The organism is Actinomadura formosensis NBRC 14204 (assembly GCF_001552155.1).
GTDB classification, from domain to species: Bacteria; Actinomycetota; Actinomycetes; order Streptosporangiales; family Streptosporangiaceae; genus Spirillospora; species Spirillospora formosensis.
Map to the genome: position 1 here is coordinate 1 of NZ_BCQQ01000074.1, position 25,439 is coordinate 25,439.

The 25,439-nt window shown below is 71.7% G+C and carries 19 protein-coding genes; 12 read left to right on the top strand and 7 right to left on the bottom strand.

The annotated features are described in order from the left end of the window. Nucleotides 1-14: 14 nt before the first annotated feature. The 6 genes from AF1_RS19625 (at nucleotide 15) to AF1_RS19650 (ending at nucleotide 10,002) form a co-directional block, all read left to right on the top strand. A complete protein-coding gene (locus tag AF1_RS19625; protein WP_084263133.1) occupies nucleotides 15-1,061 on the top strand; it encodes an acyltransferase family protein in 1,047 nt (348 codons plus the stop codon). Nucleotides 1,062-1,077: 16 nt separating this feature from the next. Then, complete coding sequence (locus AF1_RS19630) at nucleotides 1,078-2,232, top strand: acyltransferase family protein (protein ID WP_067801052.1); 1,155 nt, start codon at nucleotides 1,078-1,080, stop codon at nucleotides 2,230-2,232. A gap of 95 nt (nucleotides 2,233-2,327) precedes the next feature. Continuing rightward, a complete protein-coding gene (locus tag AF1_RS19635; protein ID WP_255218821.1) occupies nucleotides 2,328-4,529 on the top strand; it encodes a bifunctional glycosyltransferase/CDP-glycerol:glycerophosphate glycerophosphotransferase in 2,202 nt (733 codons plus the stop codon). A 97-nt stretch (nucleotides 4,530-4,626) separates the two neighbouring features. Continuing rightward, entirely contained in the window at nucleotides 4,627-8,031 is a 3,405-nt protein-coding gene (locus tag AF1_RS19640) for a bifunctional glycosyltransferase/CDP-glycerol:glycerophosphate glycerophosphotransferase (RefSeq protein ID WP_067801054.1), read from the top strand. 46 nt (nucleotides 8,032-8,077) lie between these two features. Beyond that, nucleotides 8,078-8,824, top strand: coding sequence for a hypothetical protein (locus AF1_RS19645; RefSeq protein WP_067801055.1), 747 nt, complete (start codon nucleotides 8,078-8,080; stop codon nucleotides 8,822-8,824). Further along, nucleotides 8,821-10,002 (top strand): glycosyltransferase family 4 protein, encoded by a 1,182-nt coding sequence (locus AF1_RS19650; RefSeq protein WP_067801057.1) that lies wholly within the window; start codon nucleotides 8,821-8,823, stop codon nucleotides 10,000-10,002. The genes AF1_RS19645 and AF1_RS19650 overlap by 4 nt, the downstream gene beginning before the upstream one ends. Here the strand turns inward: AF1_RS19650 and AF1_RS19655 are convergent. Next, nucleotides 9,988-11,484 carry a hypothetical protein gene (locus tag AF1_RS19655; protein ID WP_131732389.1) on the bottom strand — a complete coding sequence of 499 codons (1,497 nt, stop codon included), beginning with the start codon at nucleotides 11,482-11,484 and terminating at the stop codon, nucleotides 9,988-9,990. The two genes, AF1_RS19650 and AF1_RS19655, sit on opposite strands and share 15 nt — an antisense overlap. A 130-nt stretch (nucleotides 11,485-11,614) precedes the next feature. Here AF1_RS19655 and AF1_RS19660 point away from each other — a divergent pair, with 130 nt between their 5' ends. Continuing rightward, on the top strand, nucleotides 11,615-12,619 hold the full coding sequence (locus tag AF1_RS19660; protein ID WP_067801061.1) for a CDP-alcohol phosphatidyltransferase family protein: 1,005 nt from the start codon (nucleotides 11,615-11,617) through the stop codon (nucleotides 12,617-12,619). Between the two features lie 63 nt (nucleotides 12,620-12,682). On the opposite strand, the gene AF1_RS33505 is transcribed toward AF1_RS19660, so the two are convergent. From AF1_RS33505 to wecB, 5 genes are all read right to left on the bottom strand, one after another. Further along, the gene (locus tag AF1_RS33505) at nucleotides 12,683-12,850 is read right to left on the bottom strand and encodes a hypothetical protein (RefSeq protein WP_174548869.1); all 168 of its coding nucleotides are present in this window, start codon (nucleotides 12,848-12,850) and stop codon (nucleotides 12,683-12,685) included. A gap of 60 nt (nucleotides 12,851-12,910) precedes the next feature. Then, on the bottom strand, nucleotides 12,911-14,062 hold the full coding sequence (locus AF1_RS19665) for an RNA-guided endonuclease InsQ/TnpB family protein (RefSeq protein ID WP_207393949.1): 1,152 nt from the start codon (nucleotides 14,060-14,062) through the stop codon (nucleotides 12,911-12,913). A gap of 174 nt (nucleotides 14,063-14,236) precedes the next feature. Then, a complete protein-coding gene (locus AF1_RS19670; RefSeq protein WP_242608623.1) occupies nucleotides 14,237-16,366 on the bottom strand; it encodes a glycosyltransferase family protein in 2,130 nt (709 codons plus the stop codon). A 53-nt stretch (nucleotides 16,367-16,419) separates the two neighbouring features. After that, nucleotides 16,420-17,175, bottom strand: a complete 756-nt coding sequence (locus AF1_RS19675) for a hypothetical protein (protein WP_174548870.1) — start codon at nucleotides 17,173-17,175, stop codon at nucleotides 16,420-16,422. Beyond that, nucleotides 17,168-18,250 carry a non-hydrolyzing UDP-N-acetylglucosamine 2-epimerase gene (gene wecB, locus AF1_RS19680; RefSeq protein ID WP_242608617.1) on the bottom strand — a complete coding sequence of 361 codons (1,083 nt, stop codon included), beginning with the start codon at nucleotides 18,248-18,250 and terminating at the stop codon, nucleotides 17,168-17,170. The genes AF1_RS19675 and wecB overlap by 8 nt, the downstream gene beginning before the upstream one ends. 42 nt (nucleotides 18,251-18,292) lie before the next feature. On the opposite strand from wecB, the gene AF1_RS19685 reads away from it, so the two are divergent. The 3 genes from AF1_RS19685 to AF1_RS19695 all read left to right on the top strand — a co-directional run bounded on the left by AF1_RS19685 (nucleotide 18,293) and on the right by AF1_RS19695 (nucleotide 22,265). Beyond that, nucleotides 18,293-19,735, top strand: a complete 1,443-nt coding sequence (locus tag AF1_RS19685; RefSeq protein WP_242608618.1) for a glycosyltransferase family 4 protein — start codon at nucleotides 18,293-18,295, stop codon at nucleotides 19,733-19,735. A gap of 19 nt (nucleotides 19,736-19,754) precedes the next feature. Beyond that, complete coding sequence (locus AF1_RS19690) at nucleotides 19,755-21,017, top strand: nucleotide sugar dehydrogenase (protein ID WP_067801069.1); 1,263 nt, start codon at nucleotides 19,755-19,757, stop codon at nucleotides 21,015-21,017. 120 nt (nucleotides 21,018-21,137) lie between these two features. Next, a complete protein-coding gene (locus AF1_RS19695) occupies nucleotides 21,138-22,265 on the top strand; it encodes a glycosyltransferase family 4 protein (protein ID WP_067801071.1) in 1,128 nt (375 codons plus the stop codon). A 7-nt stretch (nucleotides 22,266-22,272) separates the two neighbouring features. Here AF1_RS19695 and AF1_RS19700 read toward each other — a convergent pair whose 3' ends face one another. Next, nucleotides 22,273-24,144, bottom strand: coding sequence for an outer membrane protein assembly factor BamB family protein (locus AF1_RS19700; protein ID WP_067801073.1), 1,872 nt, complete (start codon nucleotides 24,142-24,144; stop codon nucleotides 22,273-22,275). 138 nt (nucleotides 24,145-24,282) lie between these two features. Between AF1_RS19700 and AF1_RS19705 the strand changes: the two genes are divergently transcribed. Continuing rightward, a complete protein-coding gene (locus AF1_RS19705) occupies nucleotides 24,283-24,879 on the top strand; it encodes an HD domain-containing protein (RefSeq protein ID WP_131732390.1) in 597 nt (198 codons plus the stop codon). A gap of 31 nt (nucleotides 24,880-24,910) precedes the next feature. After that, complete coding sequence (locus AF1_RS19710; RefSeq protein WP_067801076.1) at nucleotides 24,911-25,408, top strand: SRPBCC family protein; 498 nt, start codon at nucleotides 24,911-24,913, stop codon at nucleotides 25,406-25,408. Nucleotides 25,409-25,439: the final 31 nt, after the last annotated feature.

Consider the following 25,439-nt stretch of genomic DNA (forward strand, 5'->3'; position numbering starts at 1 on the left):
GCACGCCGGCCGCCATCGGCGCCGCGGCGGCCGCGCAGGCGGCGCGCCCGCGCAGGCAGCGCGACCCGTTCTTCGACAACGCCAAGTACTTCGCGATCCTGCTGGTGGTGGCGGGCCACTCCCTGGCCAACCTGCTGAACGTCCCGATGGCCAAGGGCCTGTACATCTTCATCTACACGTTCCACATGCCGCTGTTCATCGTGATCACCGGCTACTTCTCGCGGAACTGGACGTTCTCCGGCGGCAAGGCGCGCAAGCTCATCATCAACGTCGGCGTCCCGTACGTGGTGTTCGAGGTCGCCTACTCGCTGTACGACTGGCTCGCCGGCCGCAACGAGCTGGAGATCAGCCTGCTGAACCCGTACTACCTGACGTGGTTCCTGATCGCGCTGTTCATGTGGCGGCTGTCCACCCCGGTCTGGCAGCAGATCCGCTGGCCGCTCGCGGTGGCGGTGCTGTTCGCGCTGCTGTCGTACATGAGCGACCTCGGCGGGACGTTCGACATCCACCGCGTCTTCGGGCTGCTGCCGTTCTACGTCCTCGGGCTCACGCTGCGGCCGGAGCACTTCGAGCTGCTGAAGAAGCCGATCGCGCGGCCGATCGGGGCGGTGGTGCTCGCCGCCGGCCTCGGCGGGACCTACCTCGTCATGGACCACATGTCGCGGAACTGGATCTACTGGAAGCACGCGCACTTCGAGCTCGGCGTCGGCAACTTCTACGGCACCGTGATGCGGCTCACGATGTTCGTCTGCGCGACCGTGTTCGTGGCGGCGTTCCTCAGCCTGGTCCCCCGGCGGCAGTACTGGTTCACCCAGCTCGGCGCCTACACCCTCTACGCCTACCTGCTGCACGGGTTCGTCACCCGGCTGCTGAACTTCACCGGCTGGTGGGGCGCGGACTGGATGCACACCCCGCCCGGCGTCATCATCGTGATCTGCGGTGCCCTGGTCGTCGGGACGGCACTGTGCTCCAAGCCCGTCGTCCGGTCGATGAGCTGGGCGCTGGAACCAAAGATGACCTGGGCCTTCACCCCCCTCCGGCGGCCGGGCCGACCGGGCTAGAACGGCGTTCTCCACCATGACCGACCTCATCCCGCCCCCGCGCACCCCCGAGTCCGCCTCGGCGCCGGGCGCCACCCCGCCGTCCGCCGCCCACCCCGGCGGCACCGTCCCCGACGGCACGACACCGGCGGGCGGGGCGCGGGCGCCCCGCGGCCGCGACGCGTACTTCGACAACGTCAAGTTCTTCCTGATCATGCTGGTCGTGCTCGGGCACTTCTGGGAGGTGTTCCGGAACGACAGCCATGCGGCGAACGCGGTCTACACCTTCGTCTACGGCTTCCACATGCCGGTATTCGTTTTCGTCTCCGGCTACTTCTCCCGCGGATTCATGCGGTCGCCAGAAAAATTCCGGGGCATTTTCCCGACACTGGTCGTGCCGTATGTGATTTTCAACGTGCTCTACCGCTTGCAGCTGGTGTTCATCAACGGCAATGACTTCCGGCTGCACGAGCTATTTCGCCCGCAGTTCCTGATGTGGTTCCTGGTCGCCCTCGTGCTGTGGCGGCTGAGCGCCCCGCTGTGGACGCACCTGCGGCACCCGGTCGCCGTCGCGATGGCGCTGAGCCTGATCGCCGGCAGCTGGAGCTTCAACTCCGACTCGACGCTGTGCCGGGCCGCGGGGCTGCTGCCGTTCTTCGTCCTCGGCCTGACGATCCGGCGCGACCGCGTCGAGGCGCTGCGCGGCCCGGGATGGACCCGCTGGGCCGGCACGGCCGTGCTGGTGGCGGCGCTGCCGATCGCCTACGTGTGGCAGCTCGGCAGCGTCCTCCCGAAGGTGGAGCGCGGTGTCCTGCTGTGGAACCGCGGCTACGAGCACATGGGCTTCAACGCCGTCGAGGGCATGGCGTACCGGCTTGCCGCGCTCGGCATCGCCGTCGTCCTCGGCATGGCGTTCCTCGCCGCCGTCCCGCGTGGCCGGGCCTGGTACACCAAGCTCGGAACGCGGACCATGTACGTCTATCTGATGCACGGCCTCGTGGTGAAGACGCTGGACTATGGCGGCTTCTTCAACGGTCACTTCTTCCAGACTCCGCTCGGCCTGGTCTCAGTCACGGCCGGCGCCCTCGCGCTCGGCCTCCTGCTCGCCACCGTCCCGGTGCAGCGCCTCACCCACTGGGCCGTCGAGCCCAAGGGGCGCTGGCTGCTCAAGCCCTCACATGGCGGGACATAAGATCTACCTAAGATCTGCGGGTATAGTCCAGATTCACCGAATAGCTGATTGGCCCACGCGTGAGCATTGATGACGACATCTCCTTGAGCATCATCGTGCCCGTGCACAAAGTGCAGGGGTACCTCCGCCAATGTCTGGACTCGATCCTCGATCCGGACCTGCCGAACCTTGAGGTCATCGCGATCGACGACGCCTCACCGGACGGCTGCGGGGAGATCCTCGATGAGTACGCCGAGCGCGACCACCGCGTCCGGGTGCGGCACCTCACCGAGAACGTCGGTCTGGGGGAGGCGCGCAATGTCGGCTTCGACATGGCGACCGGCGACTACGTGTGGTTCTTCGACAGCGACGACCACGCGACCGAGGGCGCCGTCCGGGCGATCCTCGACCGGCTCGCCGAGACGCGCCCGGACGTGCTGATGTTCGACTACGCGCGCTCCTACTGGAACGGGCGGGTCAAGCGCAGCATCATCAACCACCTGTTCCGGGAGCCGCCCGCGCCGGAGGTCTTCACGCTCGCGGACCGGCCGAGCCTGCTGGAGATGTTCACCTCGATCTGGAACCGGGCGATCCGCCGCGAGTTCATGATCGAGCACGGGTTGCGCTTCAACAGCGGCTACTACGAGGACGTCAGCATCACCTACCCGGTCCTCATGGCGGCCGAGCGGGTCAGCTTCCTCGACCGGGTCTGCTACATCTACCGGCAGCGCCGCCGCGGCGCGATCACCAAGACGGCGAGCGCCAAGCACTTCGACGCCTTCGACCAGTACGACCGCATCTTCGCGTTCATGGACCGGCTGGGCCCGAAGATGGATCCGTTCCGGCCGCTGATGTTCAACCGGACGATCTGGCATCTGCTGGTCATCCTCGAGCGCGCCGACCGCGTGTACCCGTCGGAGAAGCCGCGCTTCTTCGCCGAGATGTCCAAGACCTACAACCGGTACAAGCCGGCGGGGCACGTCCCGCCGGACGACGAGCCGAACCTCGCCGAAAAGCACCGCGCGATCGAGCGGAACGACTTCAAGGCCTGGGAGCGCATCAACTCCCCGACGCTCACCGCCAAGGCGAAGAAGAGCGGGCGCAAGGTCCGCAAGCTGCAGAAGCGCAGCGTCGTCCGCTCCAAGGAGCTCGCCAAGGAGCGCTACTACCGGCTGCGGCGGCGGATGCCGATCGAGGAGGACCTCGCCGTCTTCGCCGCCTACTGGTACCGGGGGTACGCCTGCAACCCGGCCGCGATCTACGAGAAGGTCCGCGAGCTGGCCCCGCACATCCGCTGCGTGTGGATCGTGAAGCCGGGCGCGCGCAAGACGATGCCCGAGGGCGTGGACTACGTGGTGGCCGGGTCGGCCGACTACTACCGGACGATCGCCGCCGCGAAGTACTTCGTCAACAACGTCAACTTCCCCGACTACCTGGTCAAGCGGCCGGGGCAGATCCACCTGGAGACCCAGCACGGCACGCCGCTGAAGAAGATGGGCCTCGACCAGATGGAGTACCCGGTCGGCGCGAACGACATGGACTTCAAGGCCCTGATCGAGCGGTCGGACCGCTGGGACTTCCTCGTCTCGGCCAACCCGCTGTCCAGTGAGGCGTGGGAGCGGGGCTTCCCGTGCCACTACGAGATGCTGGAGATCGGCTACCCGCGCAACGACCGGCTGGTGCGCGCCACCGAGCAGGAGCAGGCGCGGCTGCGCGACGAACTCGGCATCCCCGAGGGCAAGACGGCGATCCTGTACGCGCCGACGCACCGTGACTACCAGCGCCACTACAACCCGATGTTCGACATCGGGCGGTTCGTCGACCAGCTCGGCGAGAACCACGTCCTGCTGCTGCGGGCGCACTACTACTACAAGATCAAGAACATGGCGGCGGACCTGGGCTGGCCGGAGGGCCGGGTCCTCGACGTGTCCAAGCACCCGTCCGTCGAAGACCTCATGATCGCCTCGGACGCGCTGCTCACCGACTACTCCTCGATCATGTTCGACTACGCCAACCTCGGCAGGCCGATCGTGATCTACGCCAACGACTGGGAGACCTACAAGCTCACCCGGGGGGTGAACTTCGACCTCACGGAGTTCCCGCCCGGCGTGGTCACCTACACCGAGCCCGACCTCATCGAAGCGTTCGTGTCCCGGGCCCCCTGGGGGAGCGCCGCGGAGAAGAACCTCGCGGCGTTCCGGGCGCGGTTCTGCCCGTGGGACGACGGGCACGCGGCCGAGCGGGCCGTGCGCCGCGTGTTCCTCGGTGAGACGCTCGCGCCGGTGGCGTCCGGCTCCGGGGCGTCCGGCACGCCGTAGCGGCGGCGTACCGGACGCACATCACCTTCTCCCCTACCCCCTACCATCCCGCGACCGGACCGCCGTTTCCGGTTCGCCAGTGCTCGAAGGAGTGGGCATGGCCCCCCGCAGGATCAGTGTCATCGTGCTCGCGCATGGCGCCGGGGAGGGCCTCGGCGACGCCCTGGAGTCACTCGCGGCCCAGACGTTCCGGGACCTGGAGGTCCTGGTCATGGACGACGGCACCGGCGCGGCCGCGCAGGCACCCCTGCCCGACGACCGGTTCCGGATCGTCCGGCAGGGCGCGCTGAGCCGCGGTGCGGCCCGCAACCTCGGGGTGGCCGAGAGCGGAGGCGAGTTCCTGCTGTTCGCCGACGACGGCGACCCGATGCCCCCGGAGGCGATCGAGACGCTCCTCACCACGCTGGAGAAGTCCGGGTCGGAGCTGGCGAAGGGCCCGGACGCGTTCCGCAAGTGGACCGGCCAGGTGTCGCAGTGGAAGGCGTGGAGCGACACCGCGGCCCCCGCGACGGGCACCGACCTGCGCCGCAGCCCGGACCTGCTGAGCGACCGCAGGATCACCGGGACGCTGCTGCGCCGCTCGTTCTGGGAGAGCGCCGGGCTGGAGTTCCCCGACCTGACCCGCCACGACGACCTGCCGGTCATGGTGCGGGCGCTGCATCTGGCGAAGTCCGTCGACGTGGTGCCGGACGTCGTCCTGCACCGCCAGTCGAAGCGCCATGAGCCGACCACCGAGCCGCAGGAGATCGCGGACGGCTTCGGCGCGGCGACCCTCGCGACGACGTGGGTCGCCGAGCGCGGCGATGCCAAGGACCTGCGCCGGCTTCAGCTCGCGCTCGTCTCGACCGAGCTGAAGATGTTCCTGGACGTCATGCCCGACCTGTCCGGCGACGAGCGCGAGCAGGTCGTGGCGCAGGCGGCGGCGTACGCCAAGGGCGTCTCGCCGAAGGTGTTCGCCGAGGCGCCCGCGCTGACCCGGCTGAAGTGGCACCTCGCCCAGGCCGGTCACACGATGGAGCTGGTGAAGGTCGTCCGGTACGAGCGCGGCAAGTCCTCGCCGTCGATCGTCCGGGACCCGCTGCGCCGCTACGTCGTCTACCCGTACTGGAAGGACGCCAAGCTCGACGTCCCCCGGGACGTGTACCGGGCGCGCGACGAGGTCAAGATGCGGGGCCGGGTGCACGCGGTGCGCTGGGAGGGCGACCGGCTCGTCGTCACCGGCGAGGCGTACATCAACTCGGTCAGCTCGCGCCGCCGCTGGACGTCGATCAAGACGGTGACGCTGCGCAACGGCCGCCGCAAGATCGTCATGAAGGCGCGGCAGACCCCGAAGCCGGGCAAGTCGTCCGGCGGCTGGACCGGCTTCGAGTTCTCGCTCGACGCCGGGAAGCTGAAGGAGCACGGCGACTGGACCGAGGGCACCTGGGAGGTGCACGCCTCGGTGCTGAACGCGGGCGTGTTCCGGCAGGGCCCGGTGCGCGGCGGCGGCTCGGGGACGGGCGCGCACCCGCCCTACCGGTACGTGGCCGACGATGTGCGCATCGTCCCGAAGGTCGTGGACGGGCTTCTGGTCGTGCAGGTGGAACGTGTCAGGGAGCGGGCGACGGAGCTGCGCTGGGAGGACGGCGCGCTGCTCATCGAGGTCGAGTCGGCCGGTGTCCCGCCCGCGGAGCTGCTGCTGACGCTGGGCGACTCGCGGGTGCCCGTCCCGGTGGCGGCCCGGGCCGGCGGCTGGACGGCCCGCATCGACCCGGCCGCGCTCGACGTGGACATCGAGCCCGACTCGATCGACGACACCCGTGACTGGACGCTGTCCGCGGACGGCCGGCCGCTCGTCCTCGCGGAGGGAGTCGAGGAGGCACGGCGCACGTTCGGCGCGCTGGAGGTGAGCACGGGCCGCGACGCGAGCGGGTACGTGCGGGTGCGGCGGACGACGGTGCGCCTGTCGGTGGACGACTGCGTGCTGCGTCCCGACGGGACCCTGTCGCTGACGGCGACGCACCCGGCGCACGCGTCCGGGCAGATCGTGGTGCGCGGCCGCGGGCGCCGCAAGGAGTACGCGTTCGACCTCCTCCCGGACGGTTCGGGCAGGCTGCGCGCCGAGGTCCCGGTCGCGGCCGTGCCGAGCGTCGCGGGCGTCCTGCCGCTGCGCCCCGGCCGCTGGGACGTGCTGTTCCGCCCGCCGGGCGAGCAGGCGCTGACCGTCCGGCTGACGGACGCCGCGCAGCGCGCGCTGCCGGGCCCGCTGGAGGTGGCGCGGCGCGGCTACGCGCTGGAGACCAAGGACGGCCGGCTCGTCGTCGCCGTCACCGGGGACGTGTCCAGCGAGGAGAAGAGCGCCGGCGTGAAGTACCGGGAGGAGGCGCGGCGCGGCGTGGCCCGCGAGGGGCTGCGCGACGCGGTGCTGTTCTCCTGCTTCAACGGGCGGCAGTTCTCCGACAGCCCGAAGGCGATCCACCAGGAGCTGCTGCGGCGCGGCTCGGACCTGGAGCAGCTGTGGGTCGTCAACGACGCGCAGGTGGAGCTGCCGGACACGCTGCAGGCCGTCCGGCTGAACGGCAAGGAGTGGCAGGAGGCGGTGACGACGTCCCGCTACATCGTCACCAACCACCGGCTCGGCGACTGGTTCCAGCGGCACCCGGACCAGATCGTCCTGCAGACCTGGCACGGCACCCCGCTGAAGAAGATCGGCAGGGACGTCAAGGAGGTCCACTTCGCGTACGCGCCGGGGATGAAGTCGGCGCTGCAGAGCAAGGACAAGCAGGCCGGCCCCGCCGTCCCCGAGTGGAGCCACCTGCTGTCGCCGAACCCGTTCAGCACGGAGATCTTCCGGCGCGCGTTCGCCTTCAAGGGTGAGATGCTGGAGGTCGGCTACCCGCGCAACGACCTGCTGTACAGCCCGGACACGGACGCGGTCGCGCGGTCCGTCCGGGCGCGGCTCGGCATCCCGGAGGGCAAGCGGGTCGTGCTGTACGCGCCGACGTGGCGCGACGACCAGTACTACAGCCGCGGCCGGTACAAGCACGACATGCGCCTCGACCTGGACCGCGCGCGCGCCGTCCTCGGTGATGACCACGTCCTGCTCGTCCGGCTGCACAGCAATGTGGTGGACGGCGTCCCCGAGGACCCGGACGGGTTCGTCCGCGACGTGTCGCTGTACCCCGACATCACCGAGCTGTACCTGATCTCCGACATGATGATCAGCGACTACTCGTCGGTGATGTTCGACTACGCCAACACCCGCCGCCCCATGCTGTTCTTCACCTACGACATGGCCGACTACCGGGACCGGCTCCGCGGCTTCTACTTCGACTTCGAGGCCGAGGCGCCGGGGCCGCTCGTGGAGACCTCCGACGACCTGATCGACGCGATCCGCGACGTCGACGCCGCCGTCGCCGGCCACAAGGAGCGCTACGACGCCTTCGTCGACCGCTTCTGCCCGCTGGACGACGGCCACGCCGCCGCCCGGACCGTCGACCGCGTCTTCGGGCCGGCGGACTGAGCACGGGAGGCCGGGCACCGTGGACGCTGTAGCGAACCATTGCCGGGTGGGCGCCGACGACCGCCTGCTCGTCCGCTGGCCCGCCCCCGTGCCGGACGGGCACCGGCTCGTCCTGCGGCACCGCGCGTCCGGCGAGACGCGGACGGAACCCATCACGGGCGGTCGGCACTCGGTGGAACTGGACGTCGGTGATCTGGCGTCCGGCACCTGGACATTGGTGATCGAGGCGGGCGGGCTGGACCGTCCGCTGCTGACCGATGACCCCGGCTTCTCCCTGGACGGGCTGCGCGCCTACGCCGACCGGCCCCGCGAGAGGGCCGTCGGCGTGGTGCGGACGCCGGAGGGGCGCGTCAAGCTCAGGGTCCGCAAGGTCACCCCGCACGCCGAGGTGGAGGCGGTCCATCCGCGCGACGGCGAGATCAGGATCATCGGGCGGCTCGCCTACACGGGCCCGCGGCCCGGGGAGAGCGCGCGGCTGGTCGCGGCGGCGCGCGAGAGCGAGGCCCGGCTGGTCCGGGACGTCCGGCTCGGCGGGACCGCGTTCCAAGCCTCCCTCGCCGTCCGCGACCTCGCGGCGGCGGAGCCCGCGCTGTGGGACCTCTGGCTGGACGTGGGCGACGTTCACGCCCGGCTCGTGACCCGGCTGGACGACGCGCCCGGCAAACGCGGCATGCTCTCCTATCCCCGGCAGGTCGCCGAGTCGGGCGGGCGGGAGATGGCCGTCCGGCCCTACTACACCGACAGGGACCAGCTGGCGATCTCGTGCCGCCTCGTCGGGGCGGAGGCCCCATGAAGATCACTTTCCTGCTGCTGGAGGCCTTCTCCATCGACGGCACCGTCCGCTGCACGTTCACGCTCGCCGAGGAGCTGTCCCGGCGGCACGACGTCGAGATCGTCAGCGTGCTGCGGGACCGGGACCGGCCGCTCCTGCCGCTGTCGGACCGTGTCCGGCTGCGCTCGCTGGTCGACCTGCGGCCGGAGGCCAAGATCGCGTGGCCGAACGCCGGGCGCGCCGAGCGGCTGATGCCCGAGCCGTCCGCGCTGATCCCGCCGCAAGAGCGCAGCTACAACAAGTTCAGCGCCTGGACGGACGACAGGATCGGCCGTTTCCTGCGGCGTCCGCGCACCGACGTGCTGGTCACGACCCGGGCCGGGCTCAACCTGCTGGCGGCGCGCTTCGCCCCCCGCAGGGTCGTGGTCATCGGGCAGGAGCATCTGCAGCTCGGCATCAACGAGCCGGAGATCATCGACGAGTTCAAGGAGTGGTACCCGCGGCTCGACGCGCTCACCACCCTCACGGCCGCCGACGGCGCGGACTACGAGGCCGCGCTCCCGGCCGGCTCGTGCCCGGTCCACACGATCGGCAACGGGCTGCCCCACCGGCTGTATCCGCGCTCGCGGCAGGAGAACAGGGTCGTCGTCGCGGCCGGCCGGATCGTGTGGATCAAGGGCTACGACCTGCTGATCAGTGCGTTCGCGAAGGTCGTGGAGAAGTATCCGGAGTGGAAACTGCGGATCTACGGGGACGGCCCCCGGCGCGAGGAGCTGCGCCGCAAGGCCACCCGGCTCGGGCTGTACAACAACGTCCTGATGATGGAGCCCACCGACGACATGGAGGGCGAGTTCGCCAAGGCGTCCGTCCTCGCGATGTCGTCGCGGGCCGAGCCGTTCGGCATGACGATCATCGAGGCGTTCGCGTGCGGGCTGCCCGTGGTCGGCTTCGACTGCCCGCGCGGTCCCCGCGAGATCATCACCGCCGGCCATGACGGGCTGCTCGTCCCGCCGGAGGACCCCGACGCGTTCGCCGAGGCGCTGATCCGGCTGATCGGCGACGAGGAGCTGCGGCTGCGGATGGCCGGGCACGCGCTGGCGTCGGCGGAGCGCTTCGACATCTCCGTCGTGGCGGAGCGGTGGGAGAAGATGCTCACCGAACTGCGCGCCGCCCCCCGCCGCGCCTCAGGACGCCGCTAGGTGCCCACGTCGATCTTGGCGCGGGTCTGCCGAAGCGCCGGTTCGTCCTGGCCGGAGGCGGGCCGGGCCGGGGGGGAGGAGGGCCAGGGCGAGCGCCACGCACGCGAACGGGACGGCGGGCAGGACATAGCGGTAGTCGAAGTCGGCGGTCGCCGCCGGGATGACCAGCAGCGCCAGGCTCGTCCCCCAGGGCAGGAGCGCGCCCGTCCCCCAGTGCGTGAAGGGACGCAGCGGTCGCCACCTGCCCCCGCACCGGACGTGCAGGAACGCCCCGGCGAGCCCGGCGAGCAGCAGGACGCCGACGAACGTGCCCGGCATCCACACCCGGTGCTGGTAGGCGAGCACCTTCCCGGCCCACGGCTGGACGACCCTGGGCTCGCCGTTCGGGCCGTAACCCGCGGCGACGAGCGCCTGCTTGTCACTCCACGACTCACCCTTGTGGAATTCGTACTCCAGATAGGTCCACGGCGTGGGGTACGGCTTGCGGTCCCATTCGAACGCCATGAACGTGTCGTGGACGACCATCCTCGCGTAGTCGCCGGGCTGTTTCTTGATGGCCGCCCACGCGAACTCACTGGCAAGCCGGTTGCCCTCCTCACCGGTGACCCATCCGGGGATATCGCGGAACGGGGAGTCCTCCGTCCACATGACGGCGAAGGCCGGGGAGATGTTCGGATTGGTGCGCCTCGGGCACATGATGCGGAGTTCGGGGCGGGGCTTGATGATCTGGCAGTCGGCGAACGAGGCGGTGCGCCCGTAGAGCCAGATCCCGCTCGACTTGCTCATCTGGAACTGGCCGTAATGCGCCTGGAACCAGAACATGTAGCCGACGACCGGCAGCGCGAACATCACGGCCGCCGAGACGCAGGCCCGCCAGCCCGCCCGGCGCAGCAGCATCGCGACGAGGATCACCGCGATCAGCGGCAGGCCCGCCGACCTGGTCAGCGCGGCGAACGCCGCGAACATCCCGGCCAGCGCGCCGAGCCACCAGGTCGACCGGCGCCGCCACAGCACCGCCGCCACCGCCACGAGCAGCAGGAACGTGAACAGCGAGTCCGACAGGAGCATGTGCTCAAGGGCGATCTGGTGGACGGGCATCAGCACCGGAACGGCCAGCGCCGCGGCGAGCAGGGCGGGCGGCCAGACGCGCCACGCCCACCGTCCGGGCCTGTCCGGCGGCCAGGCCGCCCGCCCCGCGCGCAGCACCAGGACGTACACCAGGACACCCGTGAGAACGCCGATGGCGTGCTGCACGGCCACCACGACGGTAAAGCTGTGGAACGGTTCGATCAGCCGGAGCAGAAACGGGTATCCACTCGGACGCGTCTCGCCGGGACGCAGGTTCATCGCGTCCTTCAGGTAGCTCGGCGAGTCGCCGGACCACGATGGCGCCGGATACCCCAGGACCACGATGACCCGGATCCAGATCGCCGCCGCGAGAACGCCGGCGAACGGTACATGGGCGATAAGTCGGACGCGCACTCGCCCCAGCGTACCCATGAAAATGATCACCATGTGCCGAGGTCCCGATCACGGATCCGCGACAATGCCGGTGCCCTGAACCGGACAGCCGATAACATCGGACCGCTCATCACGATGAAAGGGAACCTCCATGGCGAACTTCACGCTCGACGACGTTCGGCAACGGACGTACAAGGCGCGTGACGCCTGGTGGACCGTCCTGCTGGTCGATCCGCTCGCGTCCCGGCTGGTCAGGTTCACGGCCAACCGGACGCGCGTGACCCCGAACCAGCTGACCGTCGGGGCCCTCGTCCTCGGCCTCGCCGCCGGCGCCTGCTTCGCGGTGGCGTCCTGGCCCTGGCTGCTCGCCGGCGCGGCGCTGTACCACCTGTCGTTCACGCTCGACTGCATGGACGGCAAGATCGCCCGGCTCAAGGGCACCGGCTCGGTGTTCGGCGCCTGGCTCGACTACATCTTCGACCGCGTCCGCGTCCTGGCCTGCGCGATCGCCCTGATGGGCGGCCAGTACGCCGCGACCGGCAACGTCGCCTACGTCTGGACGGCCGTCGCGGTCGTGTTCCTCGACATGCTCCGCTACATGGACGCCTTGGAGATCTACAAGGTCCGCACCCAGATGCGGACCACGCTGGACGCGGCGCGCGAGGAGGCCACGGCGCTCGAACGCGCCGCCCGCCGCGCCAACGGCGAGATCCCCGACGCCGACGAGGACCTCCGCTCCGCCGAGGCGCTCACCGTGGACCCCGACGTCGACATGGAGAACCGCGTCGTCGGCGACGACCCGACCATCGCGGCGCTCCAGCAGGGCTTCAACCAGCGTTTCCCCTGGTACGCCCGCATTCGGAACGTGCTGACGGCGGGCCGTATCCGCCCGCACCTGATCAGCGGCATCGAGTTCCAGATGGGCGTCTTCATCGTCGGCCCCATCGCCGCCGCGATCGTCTCCGGCGCCATCATCCCGGTCGTCGCGGTGAGCGCCGCCGGCCTGCTGGCCTTCGAACTCGTCATCATCTACAAGTTCTGGCTGTCCAGCCGCGACTACAGCCGCAGCCTCACCAAGCTCAACGCCAAGATCGAGACCTACCGTGCCGGGCTGCCCGCCGAGCAGGCCGGGATCACGGTCGGCAGCTCCGGCTGACCCGATCACCGCGCCCTTCATCTCCAAGGCCCCCGGCACGTATGCCGGGGGCCTTCGCTTCGGTCAGCGCCTGCGGGCGGTGACCAGGAGGTACTCCCACTCCATGGCCGGCGCTCCCCCGTTGTGCCGGTGGGCCAGATCGGTGAGCGCGTGGTCGAGCGCGGCGACCTTCTCGGGATCGTCCGCGATGTGCCGGTAGACGGCGATGGTCGGCCCGTAGTTGGTCGTCAACTTCTCGACCCTGGAGGGGCCGGGCTTGCAGCTCTGACCGCCGCACCTGGGTGGCACGGGTCAGGCCGCGTCGTCGGCAGCGTGACTCACTGCCCAGCCCGCCGCGCCGCGTGCGGCGATGTTGCGGGCTGCGTTCACGTCGGCGTGCTCAGCGAAGCCGCATGACGTGCATGCGAAGGTGGCCTGGGCGGGCCGGTTCTGCTTGTGGATGTGGCCACACGCCGAGCACCCCTGCGAGGTGTGGCGCGGGTCCACGAATACCACCGGTACCCCGGCGCGCATCGCCTTGTAGGCGATGAACGCGCCCAGCTGGGCGAAACTCCACGAATGCAGCGCGACCCGCTGGGGCTTGCGTAGCCGGACCCGCGCCCGGATACCGCCCAGATCCTCCAGGGCGATCCCTTGCGCGGTGCGTTGAGCCTCGGTCACGACCTGCTTGGAGATGCGGTGGTTGGTGTCGGCCACAAAACGAGCCTCGCGGCCCGACAGCTTGCGCAGCAGCCGCTTGGCGGACTTGGTGCCCTTGCCCTGCAGCCGTGCGCGAAGCCGGCGGTTGCGGTGCCGGACCTGGTTGATCCGCCTGCCGGAGTGCACGGTGCCGCCGGAGGTGGTGGCAATGTTGACAATGCCCAGGTCCACCCCGCAGAACCCGTCCGGCACGTACTCGGGAGCCTGGGGGACGTCGCAGGTGGCGTACAGGTAGAAGCAGCCGCCGCGCCACACCAGGTCCGACTCGCCCCGCCGATGCGCGGCCAGCATCTTGGCCTGCTCGGGCGAACAGGCGAAGCCGATGCCTTTGCGCCTGCCGCGCACGGTCCAGATGCTGACGGTGCGGGCATCGATCCGCCAGGACAAGGAGCGGTCGTCGAAGGGCTGGGCGGCGTCCTTGCGGAACCGGACCGGCGTGTTCTCCACCTGGGTGCGGCGCCACGAGCCGACCGGCCCGTAGTTGCCGGCCTTCAGGTTCTGGGCGAGGGTGGCGTAGGCCCCGGCGGCTTTGCGGATGCAGTGGATCGCCGGCTGGGCCGACAGGCCCATCGCCTTCAACTCACCGTACACCAGCCGCTGCAACGCGGTCCTGTCTTTCACACCGGTCGCAAACGCCCGGCGGGAGGCGTGCCCGGCAGCCTGGTTGCACAGCTTCAGCGTCTCCCGCAACGCCGCCTCGGTGGCGGCGTCGGGGAGTAGTTTCACCTGCACCACCAGCTTCACACCCGCACCATAACACCCTGTACCCATATCAACACGATGGGTTTAAGATTTATGTGTCGGGTACGACAGGAGCGCTGGAGGTCCAGGGCCCGAACCCCTCCGCCGGGTCCCGGACCTGTTCAGCCTCTCCCCCTTCGCCGCCGTTCCCCGCCCCGCCACGTAGGGCTCACCTCCTCATGGGGCTCCGGTGAGGAGGTCGGTCCATTGGCGGCAGACCTCGGGGAGGGCGTAGGCGGTTCGCAGCTGGGTCCGGGCCAGGTCGCCGTCTTGTTCCCAGCGGCCGAGGGAGACGGTCGCCGCTATCGACGCGGCCATGGCGGACGGGGATTCGTGGATCCAGCGGGGGTTGTAGATGGTGTCGGCGCCGGGCCAGCCGAGGAGGGCCGGGACGGCGCCGGAGGCCATGCCTTCGGCGGGGGCCAGGTGGAAGCTCTCGTCGTCGCTGGTGGAGAGGACGAAACCTATGCGGCGCAGCCAGGAGGCCACGTCGCGGCCGTAGTCGTCGAAGACGACGCCGCCGGAGAGGAGGCGGGAGCGCCGGATGCGGCGGAAGACCTTTTCGTAGTGGGCCCGCTCCTCTTCTTTCTGCCAGATCCACCAGTACTCCCAGGGGAGTTTGGATTTGACGAAGAGGGTGAAGCGCGGGTCGTCGCGGCGGAGGTCTTCCAGGACGTCCAGGGCGAGGTCGAGGCGTTTGCGGGACGGCGCCATGCCGATCATGCCGAGGTGGTGTTCGGCGCCGGGAAGCTTGGCGCGGTCGAGCTGGGCGTCGTCCACCCAGTTCGGGATGGTGACGACCTTCGAGGCCGGCCAGCCGGTCGCCTCGCGGGTGAGCCGGTTGTAGTGGGGGCTTACGCAGATGACGTGGTCGACCGCGTCGATGTCGAGCTGCTTCGGCCAGGGCGCGTACAACTCGAAGCGGTGGAGCCGCACGACCAGGCGCTGGCCGGGACGTTTGTGCTCGGCGAACCAGAGGGCGTTGGGGCCGCACCATTCGCAGATGACGACGTCCGCCCACTCGGCCAGGTCCCGGCTGCGTTCCTCGTCGTGGGCCTTCAGCGCCGCCCAGTGGTCCACGCGGACCTCCATGTCGGGGCGGGAGCGCAGGTGGTCGAGCAGGCGGGTGAAGAACTTCAGGTCGTGGCCCGCGACGCCCACGCGGAGGCGGCGGCCCTTGACCGCCAGGACCTTCTCGGAGGGTTCGGGGAAGGCTTGGGACAGGTGGCCGCGGAGGCGGCCGGCGGCGGCGTCCAGGGTGAACCCGGCGGCCGCCGTGCGGCAGCGGCCGGCGGCCAGAAGGTAGACGTCCGGGCTCTTGCCGACGAGGGTCAGGGCGTCCAGGACGTCGTCCTCGGTGGCGGCGAAGAGCGGGTAGTCGGTGCCGAGGAGCCCTTCGTGCATGGGTGTCCGGTTCAGGACGACGGGGACGCCGAGCGCGCCGCACTCCAGGACCTTCGTCGACAGTTCCAGGCTCGCGTCCATGGACGGGGCGCGCCACGAGAGCCCCACGTCGCAGGACGCGGTGAGCCGCATCGCCTCGGCGCGGGGATGGCCACCGTGCCAGACGACGCCCTCGCCCGTCTCCAGTGCGGCCCGCATCCGAGTCGCGAAGCCCGCGTCGGCCGGGTCGTCGTGCACCTTGTCGCCGATCATGTGGAGTTCGGCGTCCACGCCGCGCACGGCGAGCAGGCGCGGAAGCGAGGTCATCTCGTAGGTGTTCCAGCGGGGCGCGAACTTGCCCGTGTAGACCAGCCGGAGCGGGCCGCCGGGGGCGCCGGGAGGGCGGGCCTCCAGGCCGGCCGGCAGCACGACCACCGGCGGGAACAGAACGCTCTTGCCCGACGTGGCGGGGACGGCGCTCTCCAGGAAGCCGCGCAGTTCCTCGGTCTGGCAGAGCAGGACGTGGGAGGCGTCGGCGATGCGGCGGAGTTCACCCTTGGCGGAGGCGCCGAACTCGGCCGCCGATTGGGGGACGTCGGTCAGATAGGTCCAGAGGCGTCCGGCGAGGGGGCCCATGGCGACCCTGCCGGCGACCTGGCGGCCCCGGACGACGATCAGGTCGTGCGGGTCCCCGGCGTCGATGCGGGCGAGGATCGTGGCGGCGTGCCGCGGCACCATGGCGCCGGGACCGTCGAACAGCCCCTCGGCGTGCGGGCTGCGGACGGTCACGCCGGGCAGGGCGCGCAGCGGGTCGACGAGCCGTCCGGTCTGAACGGGCGCCTTGAGGACCAGGGTCACCTCGCAGCCGGCGCGGGCGAGGGCCTGGACCATCCCCTGGACCCAGATCGCCGATCCGTCGATCATGTTGAGGTCGACGTCACCGTAGACGAGGGCGCGTGGACGCACAGTGATTCCTTTCAACGGGCTGCCCCCGCCAAGCGCGCAGAGTTCCCGGTGGGGGGACGACCCCCCGCACCCCCCGGCAACCGCATTGAGGCGAGCAGTTCGGCGAGCCGGCCGGGGACGGTGGCGGTGGCGTCCCAGGTGAGGGCCGCCAGGGTCGCGGGCGGTGTCCGGCCCCACAGGACGCGCGGGAGCGAGCGGGCGGCGGCGATCTCGCGGATCTCGTGCAGCGCGCGATCCCGGTCGTACATGCCGGGTACGCCCAGGTACGCCCAGGGTCCGCCGGGTTCACCGGCCGCCGCGTCCACGACGAGCAGGTCCACGTCGGCCGAGCCGAGGACGATCGCGGCGTCGTGCGGGTACAGCGGGACGACCTTCGCGTGCCCGGCGAGCAGCGCCGCCGTGGCCGGGCTCAGCACCCCCGCGATGATCAGGCCGTCGCAGGGTCCCGCGACGAGCAGCCGGTTCTCCGGACGGTCGACGCGGTCGGGCTGGACACCGCCGCCGGCGGGCGGACCGGACGCCGGCACGGGGGCGTTCCTCCTGCGCCACAGCCGGTACAGGTCCTTGGGCAGCCGCCGGCCGCGCTTCGGGTTGCGCGCGGCGCCGGCGACCAGGCGCCCGAACTGAACGGCCGTCGAGGTCTCCAGCGCGGCGAGCCGCCGCTCCAGCTCCGCCAGCCGCGCCTCGCGTTCCCGCAGCGTGGCCTTCAGCCGTCCGAGCTGCTGATACGCCTTGGCTTCCCTGGCGGTTTCCGTGGTGTCACTCACCCAGATACTCCATGATCACTTCGGCGATGCGGGGGCCGGCGTGGCCGTCCCACAGGGGTGGTCTCCGGTCGCCCGCCGGCACGCCCGCCTCCAGCGCCTTGCGCGCGGAGGGCACCAGTTCCTCGAACGTGACGAGGCGGTTCGTGCCGTGGGTGATGGTGATCGGCCGTTCGGTGTTCGGGCGGACGGTCAGGCACGGCACGCCGAGGATCGTCGTCTCCTCCTGGAGCCCGCCCGAGTCCGTGACGACCGCCGCCGCCCCCCGCACGGCGGCGAGGAAGTCGGTGTACCCGAGCGGCTCCAGGACGTGCACGCCCGGGTGGTCGTCCAGCCCGGCGGCCAGCAGGTTCGCCCGGCCGCGCGGGTGGACGGGGATGACCAGATCCGCGAGGTCGGCGACGCCGTGCAGGTGCCGGACGAGGGTGGCCGCGGTCTGCGGCGCGTCCACGTTCGCGGGCCGGTGCACGGTCGCCAGGACGTACCGTTCCGGCAGCCCGTGTCCGGCCCGCACCCGGGCGGTGTCGAAGGAGTCCAGGTTCGCCAGCAGCGTGTCGATCATCGGGTTGCCGACGAGGTGGGCGCGGGACACCGGCACGCCCTCGGCGGCCAGGTGCCCGATCCCCTCCGGGCTCGTGACCAGGCACAGCGCGGACAGCTGGTCGGTGACCCGCCGGTTGACCTCCTCCGGCATGGTCATGTCGAAGCTGCGCAGCCCGGCCTCCACATGGGCGACCGGGATGTGCAGTTTGGCCGCGACGAGGGCGGCGGCGAGGGTCGAGTTCACGTCGCCGTACACGATGACCAGTGCGGGTGAACGGCTCGTGAACTCCCCCTCCAGCCCGATCATGAGCGCGGCGGTCTGCTCGGCGTGCCCGCCGGAGCCGACGCCGAGGTTGACGTCGGGTTCGGGGAGGCCCAGTTCGGCGAAGAAGATCTCCGACATCCGCGCGTCGTAGTGCTGGCCGGTGTGGACCACGGCCTGCTCGGCGCCGGCGGCCCGCAGCGCGGCGATCACCGGGGCGGCCTTGACGAAGTTCGGCCGCGCTCCGAGAACGTGCACGATGGGTGCCAACACGATTTCCCTTCTGTTCACCGGGGTCGCTTAGCGTCCGGCCCCGTGGTCGACCAATCGGTGCTGAAGAAATCCGTCTACCTGGCCGGGCTCGCCGGGCGGCAGGTACGCGACGATCCCCGGCGGGCGGCACGGCTGGCCGTCCGGCTGGTCGCGCGAACCCCGTTCGGTGCCCGGCTGCGGCGGTCCCGGCTGGCCGTCCCGCGACCCCGGGACGTCCGGCGCGAGACCGCGGATCTGCGTGCCCTGCTCGCTCGGCCGGCGGCGCCGTCGCGGCGCGGGCCCCGGCCCGGGAACGGCGTGCTGCAGTTCGTGACGAACGCGCTGCCGGCCACGAACGCCGGCTACACCGTCCGGACGCACCGGATCGCGCTCGCCCAGCGGGAGTCGGGACTCGACACGCACGTGGTCACCCGGCTCGGCTACCCGCTCAGCCGGGGCGCCGGGGACGCGCGGGCGAGGGTGGACCTCGACGGCGTCCCGTACCACCGGCTGCTGCCCTGGCTGCCGCCGGGAGATCCGCGCCGCGCCGTCGAAAAGAGCGCCGACCTGGCCGGACGGCTGGTGGCGGAGCTGCGGCCGGCCGTCCTGCACGCGGTCAGCGACCATCGGAACGCGGCCGTCGCGCTGGAGGTGGGACGCCGCCACGGCATCCCCGTCGTCTACGAGGTGCGCGGCTTCCCGGAGGATTCCTGGCTCTCCCGCGACCCCGCCCACCGTGAGACCGATGACTTCTACCGGCTGACCCGCGAGGTGGAGACGCGCCGCATGGCCGAGGCGGACGCGGTCGTGACGCTCGGCGAGGCGATGCGGGCGGAGATCGCCTCCCGCGGCATCCCCGCCGAGAAGATCCTCACGGTGCCGAACGGTGTGGACGAGACGTTCCTCCGGCCGCTGCCCGACCCGGGTGACCTGCGTGGACGCCTCGGCATCCCGGACGGCGCCACGGTCGTCGGCCTCACCTCCTCGTTCTACGGCTACGAGGGCATCGACACGCTCATCGACGCCGCCGCCCTGCTCCGCGACCGGGGAACCCCCGTCACGCTGCTGCTGGTCGGGCACGGCCCGGAGCGCGCCGCGCTGGAACGGCGCGCGGCCGGGCACGGGATTCACGCCGTGTTCACCGGCCGGGTGCCGATGGAGTCCGTTCGCCGATTCCACGCCGTCCTCGATGTGTTCGCGGTTCCGCGCCGGGCGGACCGTGTCTGCCAATTGGTGACGCCTCTGAAGCCGATCGAGGCGATGGCCGGAGGAATTCCCGTTATAGCCAGTGATGTCATGGCCCTCCGGGAAATCGTGGAACCCGGCGTGACCGGCGAGTTAACAGTTCCGGAAGACCCGGAAGCATGGGCGAATTGTCTGGAAGATCTGGCTTACAGTCCGGAACGGAGAAAGAAGATCGGGCGGTCGGCCCGGGAATGGGTCGCGGCGGAACGCACCTGGCGCGCCGTGACCGGGCGATACCGGGCCGCCTACCGACTCACCTAGACCGAAGGGAGCCGGCCGCGTGGATCTCGTGGTCATCGGGCTCGGCTATGTGGGGCTGCCGCTCGTGCGGGAGGCCTGCCGGGCCGGCCTGCGCGTCGGCGGCCTGGACCGGGACGCGCGCGTGGTCGCCGGGCTCAAGGCCGGGCTGTCGCACATCGACGACGTCTCGGCCGCCGAGGTCGAGGAGATGCTGGCGGCCGGGTTCGTCCCGAGCCTGCGCGAGAGCGTCCTCGACGGCGCCCGCACGGTGGTCATCTGCGTGCCGACACCGCTGTCGCCGGAGGGCGGCCCGGACCTCGGCGCGGTGCGCGGCGCGGCCGGGACGGTCGCCCGGCACCTGGAGCCGGGGACGCTGGTGGTGCTGGAGTCGACCACCTACCCGGGCACGACCGAGGAGGTCGTCCGGCCGATCCTGGAGACGTCCGGCCTGGTCGCCGGGGAGGAGTTCCACCTGGCGTTCTCGCCGGAGCGGATCGACCCCGGCAACCCGGTCTACGGGGTGCGCAACACCCCGAAGATCGTCGGCGGGCTGAGCCCGGCGTGCGCGTCGGCGGCGGCGGCGTTCTACGGCAAGTTCGTCGACCGGATCGTGCAGGCCAAGGGCACCCGCGAGGCGGAGATGGCGAAGCTGCTGGAGAACACCTACCGGCACGTCAACATCGCGCTGGTCAACGAGATGGCGGTGTTCTGCAACGAACTCGGCATCGATCTGTGGGACGCGATCGACTGCGCGTCCACCAAGCCGTTCGGCTTCCAGGCGTTCCGGCCGGGGCCGGGCGTCGGCGGGCACTGCATCCCGATCGACCCGAACTACCTGTCGTACAAGGTCAGGTCGCTGGGCTACCCGTTCCGCTTCGTGGAGCTGGCCCAGGAGATCAACGACCGTATGCCGCGGTACGTCGCGGAACGCGCGCAGCAGCTCCTCAACCGGGAGGGCCGCGCGCTGAAGGGCGCCGGGGTCCTGCTGCTCGGCGTCACCTACAAGGCCGACATCGCCGACCAGCGCGAGTCACCGGCCCGCCCGGTGGCGCGGCGGCTGGCCCGGCTCGGCGCGGACCTGGCGTTCCACGACCCGTTCGTCACGTCCTGGGAGGTCGACGGCGCGCGGGTCCCGTACGCGGGGGACGACCTCACGGCCGCGCTGCGGGCGGCCGACCTCGCGATCATCCTGGCCGACCACGCCGCCTACGACGCCGGGATCCTGACCCGGCACGCCCGGCTGCTGTTCGACACCCGCGGCCGGACGCGGAACGCCCGGACGGGGACCGTGGAACTCCTTTAGCGGAGCGGGCCGAGTCGCCCGGCACCGTCCATGCCAGGGACAGCGGGAATTCATCGGCCATTTCCATCGGCACCGGAGACTCGGCCCAAAGACGATGATTTCCCGTACGGAGTGAGCGTGATGCGGGTCTGTGTTTGCACGGTGGTGCACCATCCCGAGGACGCACGTATTCTGCACCGGCAGATCCGCGCGCTGCTCGATGCCGGCCATGAAGTCACCTATATCGCCCCTTTCCGGGCATGTAATGCGACTCCGTGGCGGCAGCTCAGCCCGGTGGACGTCCCGCGGGCCACCGGACGCCGCCGGCTCCGGGCACTGCGCGCCGCGCACCGGGCGCTCACCGAGCACGCCGCCTACGCCGACGTGATCCTGCTGCACGACCCCGAGCTGCTGGTGTCCCTGCCCCGCGAGGTCCGGCGGCGGACGGTCGTGTGGGACGTCCACGAGGACACCGCCGCCGCCCTGTCCGCCAAGGGCTGGCTGCCCGGTCCCGCGCGGCCGGTGCTGCGTCCGGCCATCCACCGGCTGGAGCGGCGCAGCGAACGGCGGCACCGGCTGCTGCTCGCCGAGGAGGGCTACCGGTCCCGGTTCCGCGAGGAGCACCCGGTCGTGCCCAACACCACCCACGTCCCCGACCTGCCGCCCCGGCCGCCGGACGGCCTGCGCGCCGTCTACGTCGGGCAGCTCTCGCGGGCGCGCGGCGCGCTCGACATGATCGAGATGGCCCGCCGGCTGGCCGCCGAGGGCGTCCTGGTCGAGCTGATCGGCGCGGCCGACGCCGACGTCCGGGACGCGCTGCGGGACGCGCGGCACGCGGGCATCGTGCGCTGGTACGGGTTCGTCCCGAACGACCGGGCGCTGCGGATCGCCGAGGGCGCGATGGCCGGGCTCGCGCTGCTGCACGACGAGCCGAACTACCGGCACTCGATGCCCACGAAGGTCGTCGAGTACATGGCCCGCGGCGTCCCGGTGATCACCACGCCGAACCCGGCCGCGGTCGGCATCGTCGAGCCGGCCGGCTGCGGCCTCGTCGTCCCGTTCGGCGACCCGCAGGCCGCCGCCAAGGCCGTCCTGCGGCTGCGGGACGACCCTCATCACCGCACCGAACTGGGCAAACGCGGCTACGAGGCGGCCCGCGCGCGGTTCCACTGGCCCGTGCACGCCGCGCGCTTCGTCGCCCAGCTGGAGGCGTGGGCGAACCACTGCGCCGACCCCGTCCGGGAGCCCGAGCCCGTCTCCGAGCGCTGACCGCCGGTCAGGCCGGGTGGCGCAGCCGGTACGCGACGGCCCGGGCGATGCGGGCCGCGGCACCCGGCGGGCGGTTCGCCTCCACCACCAGGACGTACCGGCCGACCCGCAACGCGATCATGCCCGCGGTCGGGCCGATCTCGTACGCCTCGTCGCCGCCGATGTCGCGGCGCCGCCGGGCCTGCGCCTGCGTGGCCTGCAGGGCGTCCAGCATCCGGGACGCCGCCTCGTGCGTCTCGGCCACCCAGCGGACGCTGAGGGTGAGGCCCCGCACGGGCGGATCGGCGTCCTCCTCCGTGCTCCCGGGCGGCTCGGCCCCGGCCGACTCCGACGCCATCGGCTTCGGCGCCGGGCGCCTGCCATCGCCGTCCCCGGACGCGCGGCCCTTGCGGTGCGGCTCGTACGTGCACGACACGGGGTGCGGCAGCCCGACCGATCCGGCGGAGGCGCGGCTCGGCTCGGCGGCATAGCCGGTCATCCGCGCCGCCGCCAGGTCGGGTTTGGTGAGCAGCGCGCAGGCGTCCGGCCAGTCCGCGACGGGCACGCCGCCGAGTTCGGGCGGGCCGGTGCCGGTGAGCCCGCCGCGCAGCACGACCAGCCGCGCCGCGCCGTCCGGGCGGGGCGCCGCCTGCGCGACGGCCACGTACAGCAGCCCGCCCGCCGCCGCCAGCCACGGCCGGACGCCCGGGAGGTCCGGGTCCATCGGGAACGGCGCGGGCGCGGTCGTGGTGCCGCCGTCGCCCGGTGCCACGATGTCGACGCCGGCCGGCAGCAGGCTCTCCGACAGCCGGGGGCGCAGCGCGAAGATCTGCCCGCCGGCCTGCGCGAGCGCCGCGTACGCGGGGACGTCGCGGCCCCATTCGACCCGCCCGGACGACACGTCCACCGCCTCCATGCGGGTGGCGTCGGAACGGGACCCCTCCGGGTGGTAGACGATCACGAGCCGGCCCGGCGTCAGCACACCCGGGCACATCAGGTCGCCGCACACCCCGTCGCCCTTCCAGACGCCGAACCGGCCGCCGTCCTCGCGGAACGCGCGCAGCGCCGTGCCGTCGGAGGCGAGCGTGACCCCGTCCAGCATCGACACCTCGGGCGACTCCCCGGAGCCGAGGCGCTCGTCCCAGCGGACGGTGCCCTTCGCCGGGTCGACCGCGAGCAGCCGGCTGCGCCGCCGCCCCTCCTCCCGGCAGTCCAGGCCGAACGCGGCGAGCGTCTCCCGGCCGTCGGAGGGGTGCGCGCCGCCCTCGAACAGCCGGCAGCCGTGCGGCAGCGCCAGCCGCCACACCCGGTTCCCGGTCACCGCGGAGACGCCGAACAGCGTCCGGTGGGGCTCGTCGGTGGTGAGCAGGACGTCGGATCCGGCGGGCCAGCGCAGCGTCGTGCGGGACACCGCGGCGGGCCGCTCCCCCTCCCGCCGCCACAGCAGCCCGCCGGACAGCGCGTCGAACGCGACCATCGCCCGGGCACCGCGGTCGCCGTCCCGCTCGAAGTGGGCGACGAGCCGGGACCGGGTGGAGGTCCAGCCGAGCAGCGTCCAGCCGGACCTGCGGTAGCTCCAGCGGTCGCCGCCGGTCCGCGCGTCCCGCACCTCCAGGCCGCGGCCGGACGCGGTCACGACCTGCCCCTGCGCGACCTCGTAGGCGACGCCGTCGTAGCCGGCCACGGCTCCGTGGTGCGTGCGCGTCGTCCGCTCCCAGCTGACCGCGAGCGGCCCCGGCGGCGGCCCCACCTCGCTCTGCGGCCTGACGGGCTCGCCGGTCACGGTGTGCCGCACCTGCCACCATTCGGCGCGCAGGACGCACCTGTCGACGAGCACGACGCACAGCGCCACGGCGACCGCCGCGGAGACCAGCCCGAGCGCGACGCGGACCCTGCCCACGGACTCCGGTCGGCCACCAGGCCGCTGCCGGCTCCCGACCACGACCGCGCCGCCTCCCCTCCGCTGAATACCGTGTACCTGGACGACACCCACCATGCCGTGTGCATGGACGCCCGCGCGACAGAACGGAGAGGAACCGTGGAGCTCTTCACCCGCTGGCACACCTGGGACACGGCCCGCGCGGACATCACCGCGTCCGCCGTCCCCCTCGACGCGGACGCCCTGGACAGGGCCGTGGCCGCCGCCCGGCGCTGGCACGGCGACCAGCAGCGTCCCACGGGCGCCCCCTACCTGGAACATCTGCTGGAGGCCCTCGAAGTCCTGGTCCGCGGGGCCGGGGTGACCGCGCCGGCCGTCCTGACCGCCGCGATCCTGCACGACGTCGTCGAGGACACCCCGGCGACCCTGCCGGACGTGGAGGCCGAGTTCGGCCCGAAGGTCACCGAACTCGTCGACTGGGTCACCAAGCCGCCCGCACCCGGCGCCGGACGCCAGGCGAAACGCGCCGCCAAGGCCGCCTACCTGCGCCGCCTGGGGGACGCCCCGCCCGAGGCGATCCTGGTGAAACTCGCCGACCGCGTCAGCAACGTCCAGACCCTCGACAGGATGCCCCTGGACTTCCAGCGCCGCTACTACGCCGAGACCCTGACCTACATCATCCCTCTGGCCGACCCCCACCCCTGGTTCAGCGCCTGGTACGCCTCCTGGCGGACCCGCTTCGCCCACCTGTTGTGACCGGACGGTCATGGAATGGGAGGATGCGGCCATGGAGCGCGAGTGGGTCGTTGAGGAGAGCGTGGCCGTCTCCGCCGGAAGCGAGGCGGTCTACGCGGCGGTCGCGGACCTGCGGCGGATGGGCGAGTGGAGCCCCGAGGTGTTCGCCGTCCTGGTGCGCGGGCGGACGATCGCGCCGGGGACGCGGTTCATCGGGTTCAACCGGATCGGGTGGCGTGTGTGGTTCACCACATGCCAGGTGACCTCGGCCGTGCCGGGCAAGGCGTTCGCGTTCCGGGTGTCGAGTTTCGGCATGCCGGTGGCCCTGTGGGGCTACCGCGTGGAGGACGTCTCGGACGACCCGTCCACGCCCCGGACGCGGCTCACCGAGTACTGGGAGGACCTGCGCCGCGACAACCGCGGCGCCGCGTTCGTCTCGCTGCTCGGCAAGGTCTTCACCGGCGTCCCGGCGCAGGGGCGCGCCGCCGTGAACCGCGCGGGCATGCGCGCCACGCTCGACCGCGTCCGGACGGCCGTGGAGAAGGGCTGAGACCACCGGTTCTTGGAAGTAAAACGAGAAC

Bases quoted from the DNA above. Each gene is read 5' to 3' on its own strand.
- AF1_RS19710 (WP_067801076.1), top strand. From the start codon at position 24,911: ATGGAGCGCGAGTGGGTCGTTGAGGAGAGCGTGGCCGTCTCCGCCGGA.
- AF1_RS19650 (WP_067801057.1), top strand. From the start codon at position 8,821: ATGAAGATCACTTTCCTGCTGCTGGAGGCCTTCTCCATCGACGGCACC.
- AF1_RS19670 (WP_242608623.1), bottom strand. From the start codon at position 16,366: ATGATCGACGGATCGGCGATCTGGGTCCAGGGGATGGTCCAGGCCCTC.
- AF1_RS19640 (WP_067801054.1), top strand. From the start codon at position 4,627: ATGGCCCCCCGCAGGATCAGTGTCATCGTGCTCGCGCATGGCGCCGGG.
- AF1_RS19630 (WP_067801052.1), top strand. From the start codon at position 1,078: ATGACCGACCTCATCCCGCCCCCGCGCACCCCCGAGTCCGCCTCGGCG.
- AF1_RS19660 (WP_067801061.1), top strand. From the start codon at position 11,615: ATGGCGAACTTCACGCTCGACGACGTTCGGCAACGGACGTACAAGGCG.
- AF1_RS19695 (WP_067801071.1), top strand. From the start codon at position 21,138: ATGCGGGTCTGTGTTTGCACGGTGGTGCACCATCCCGAGGACGCACGT.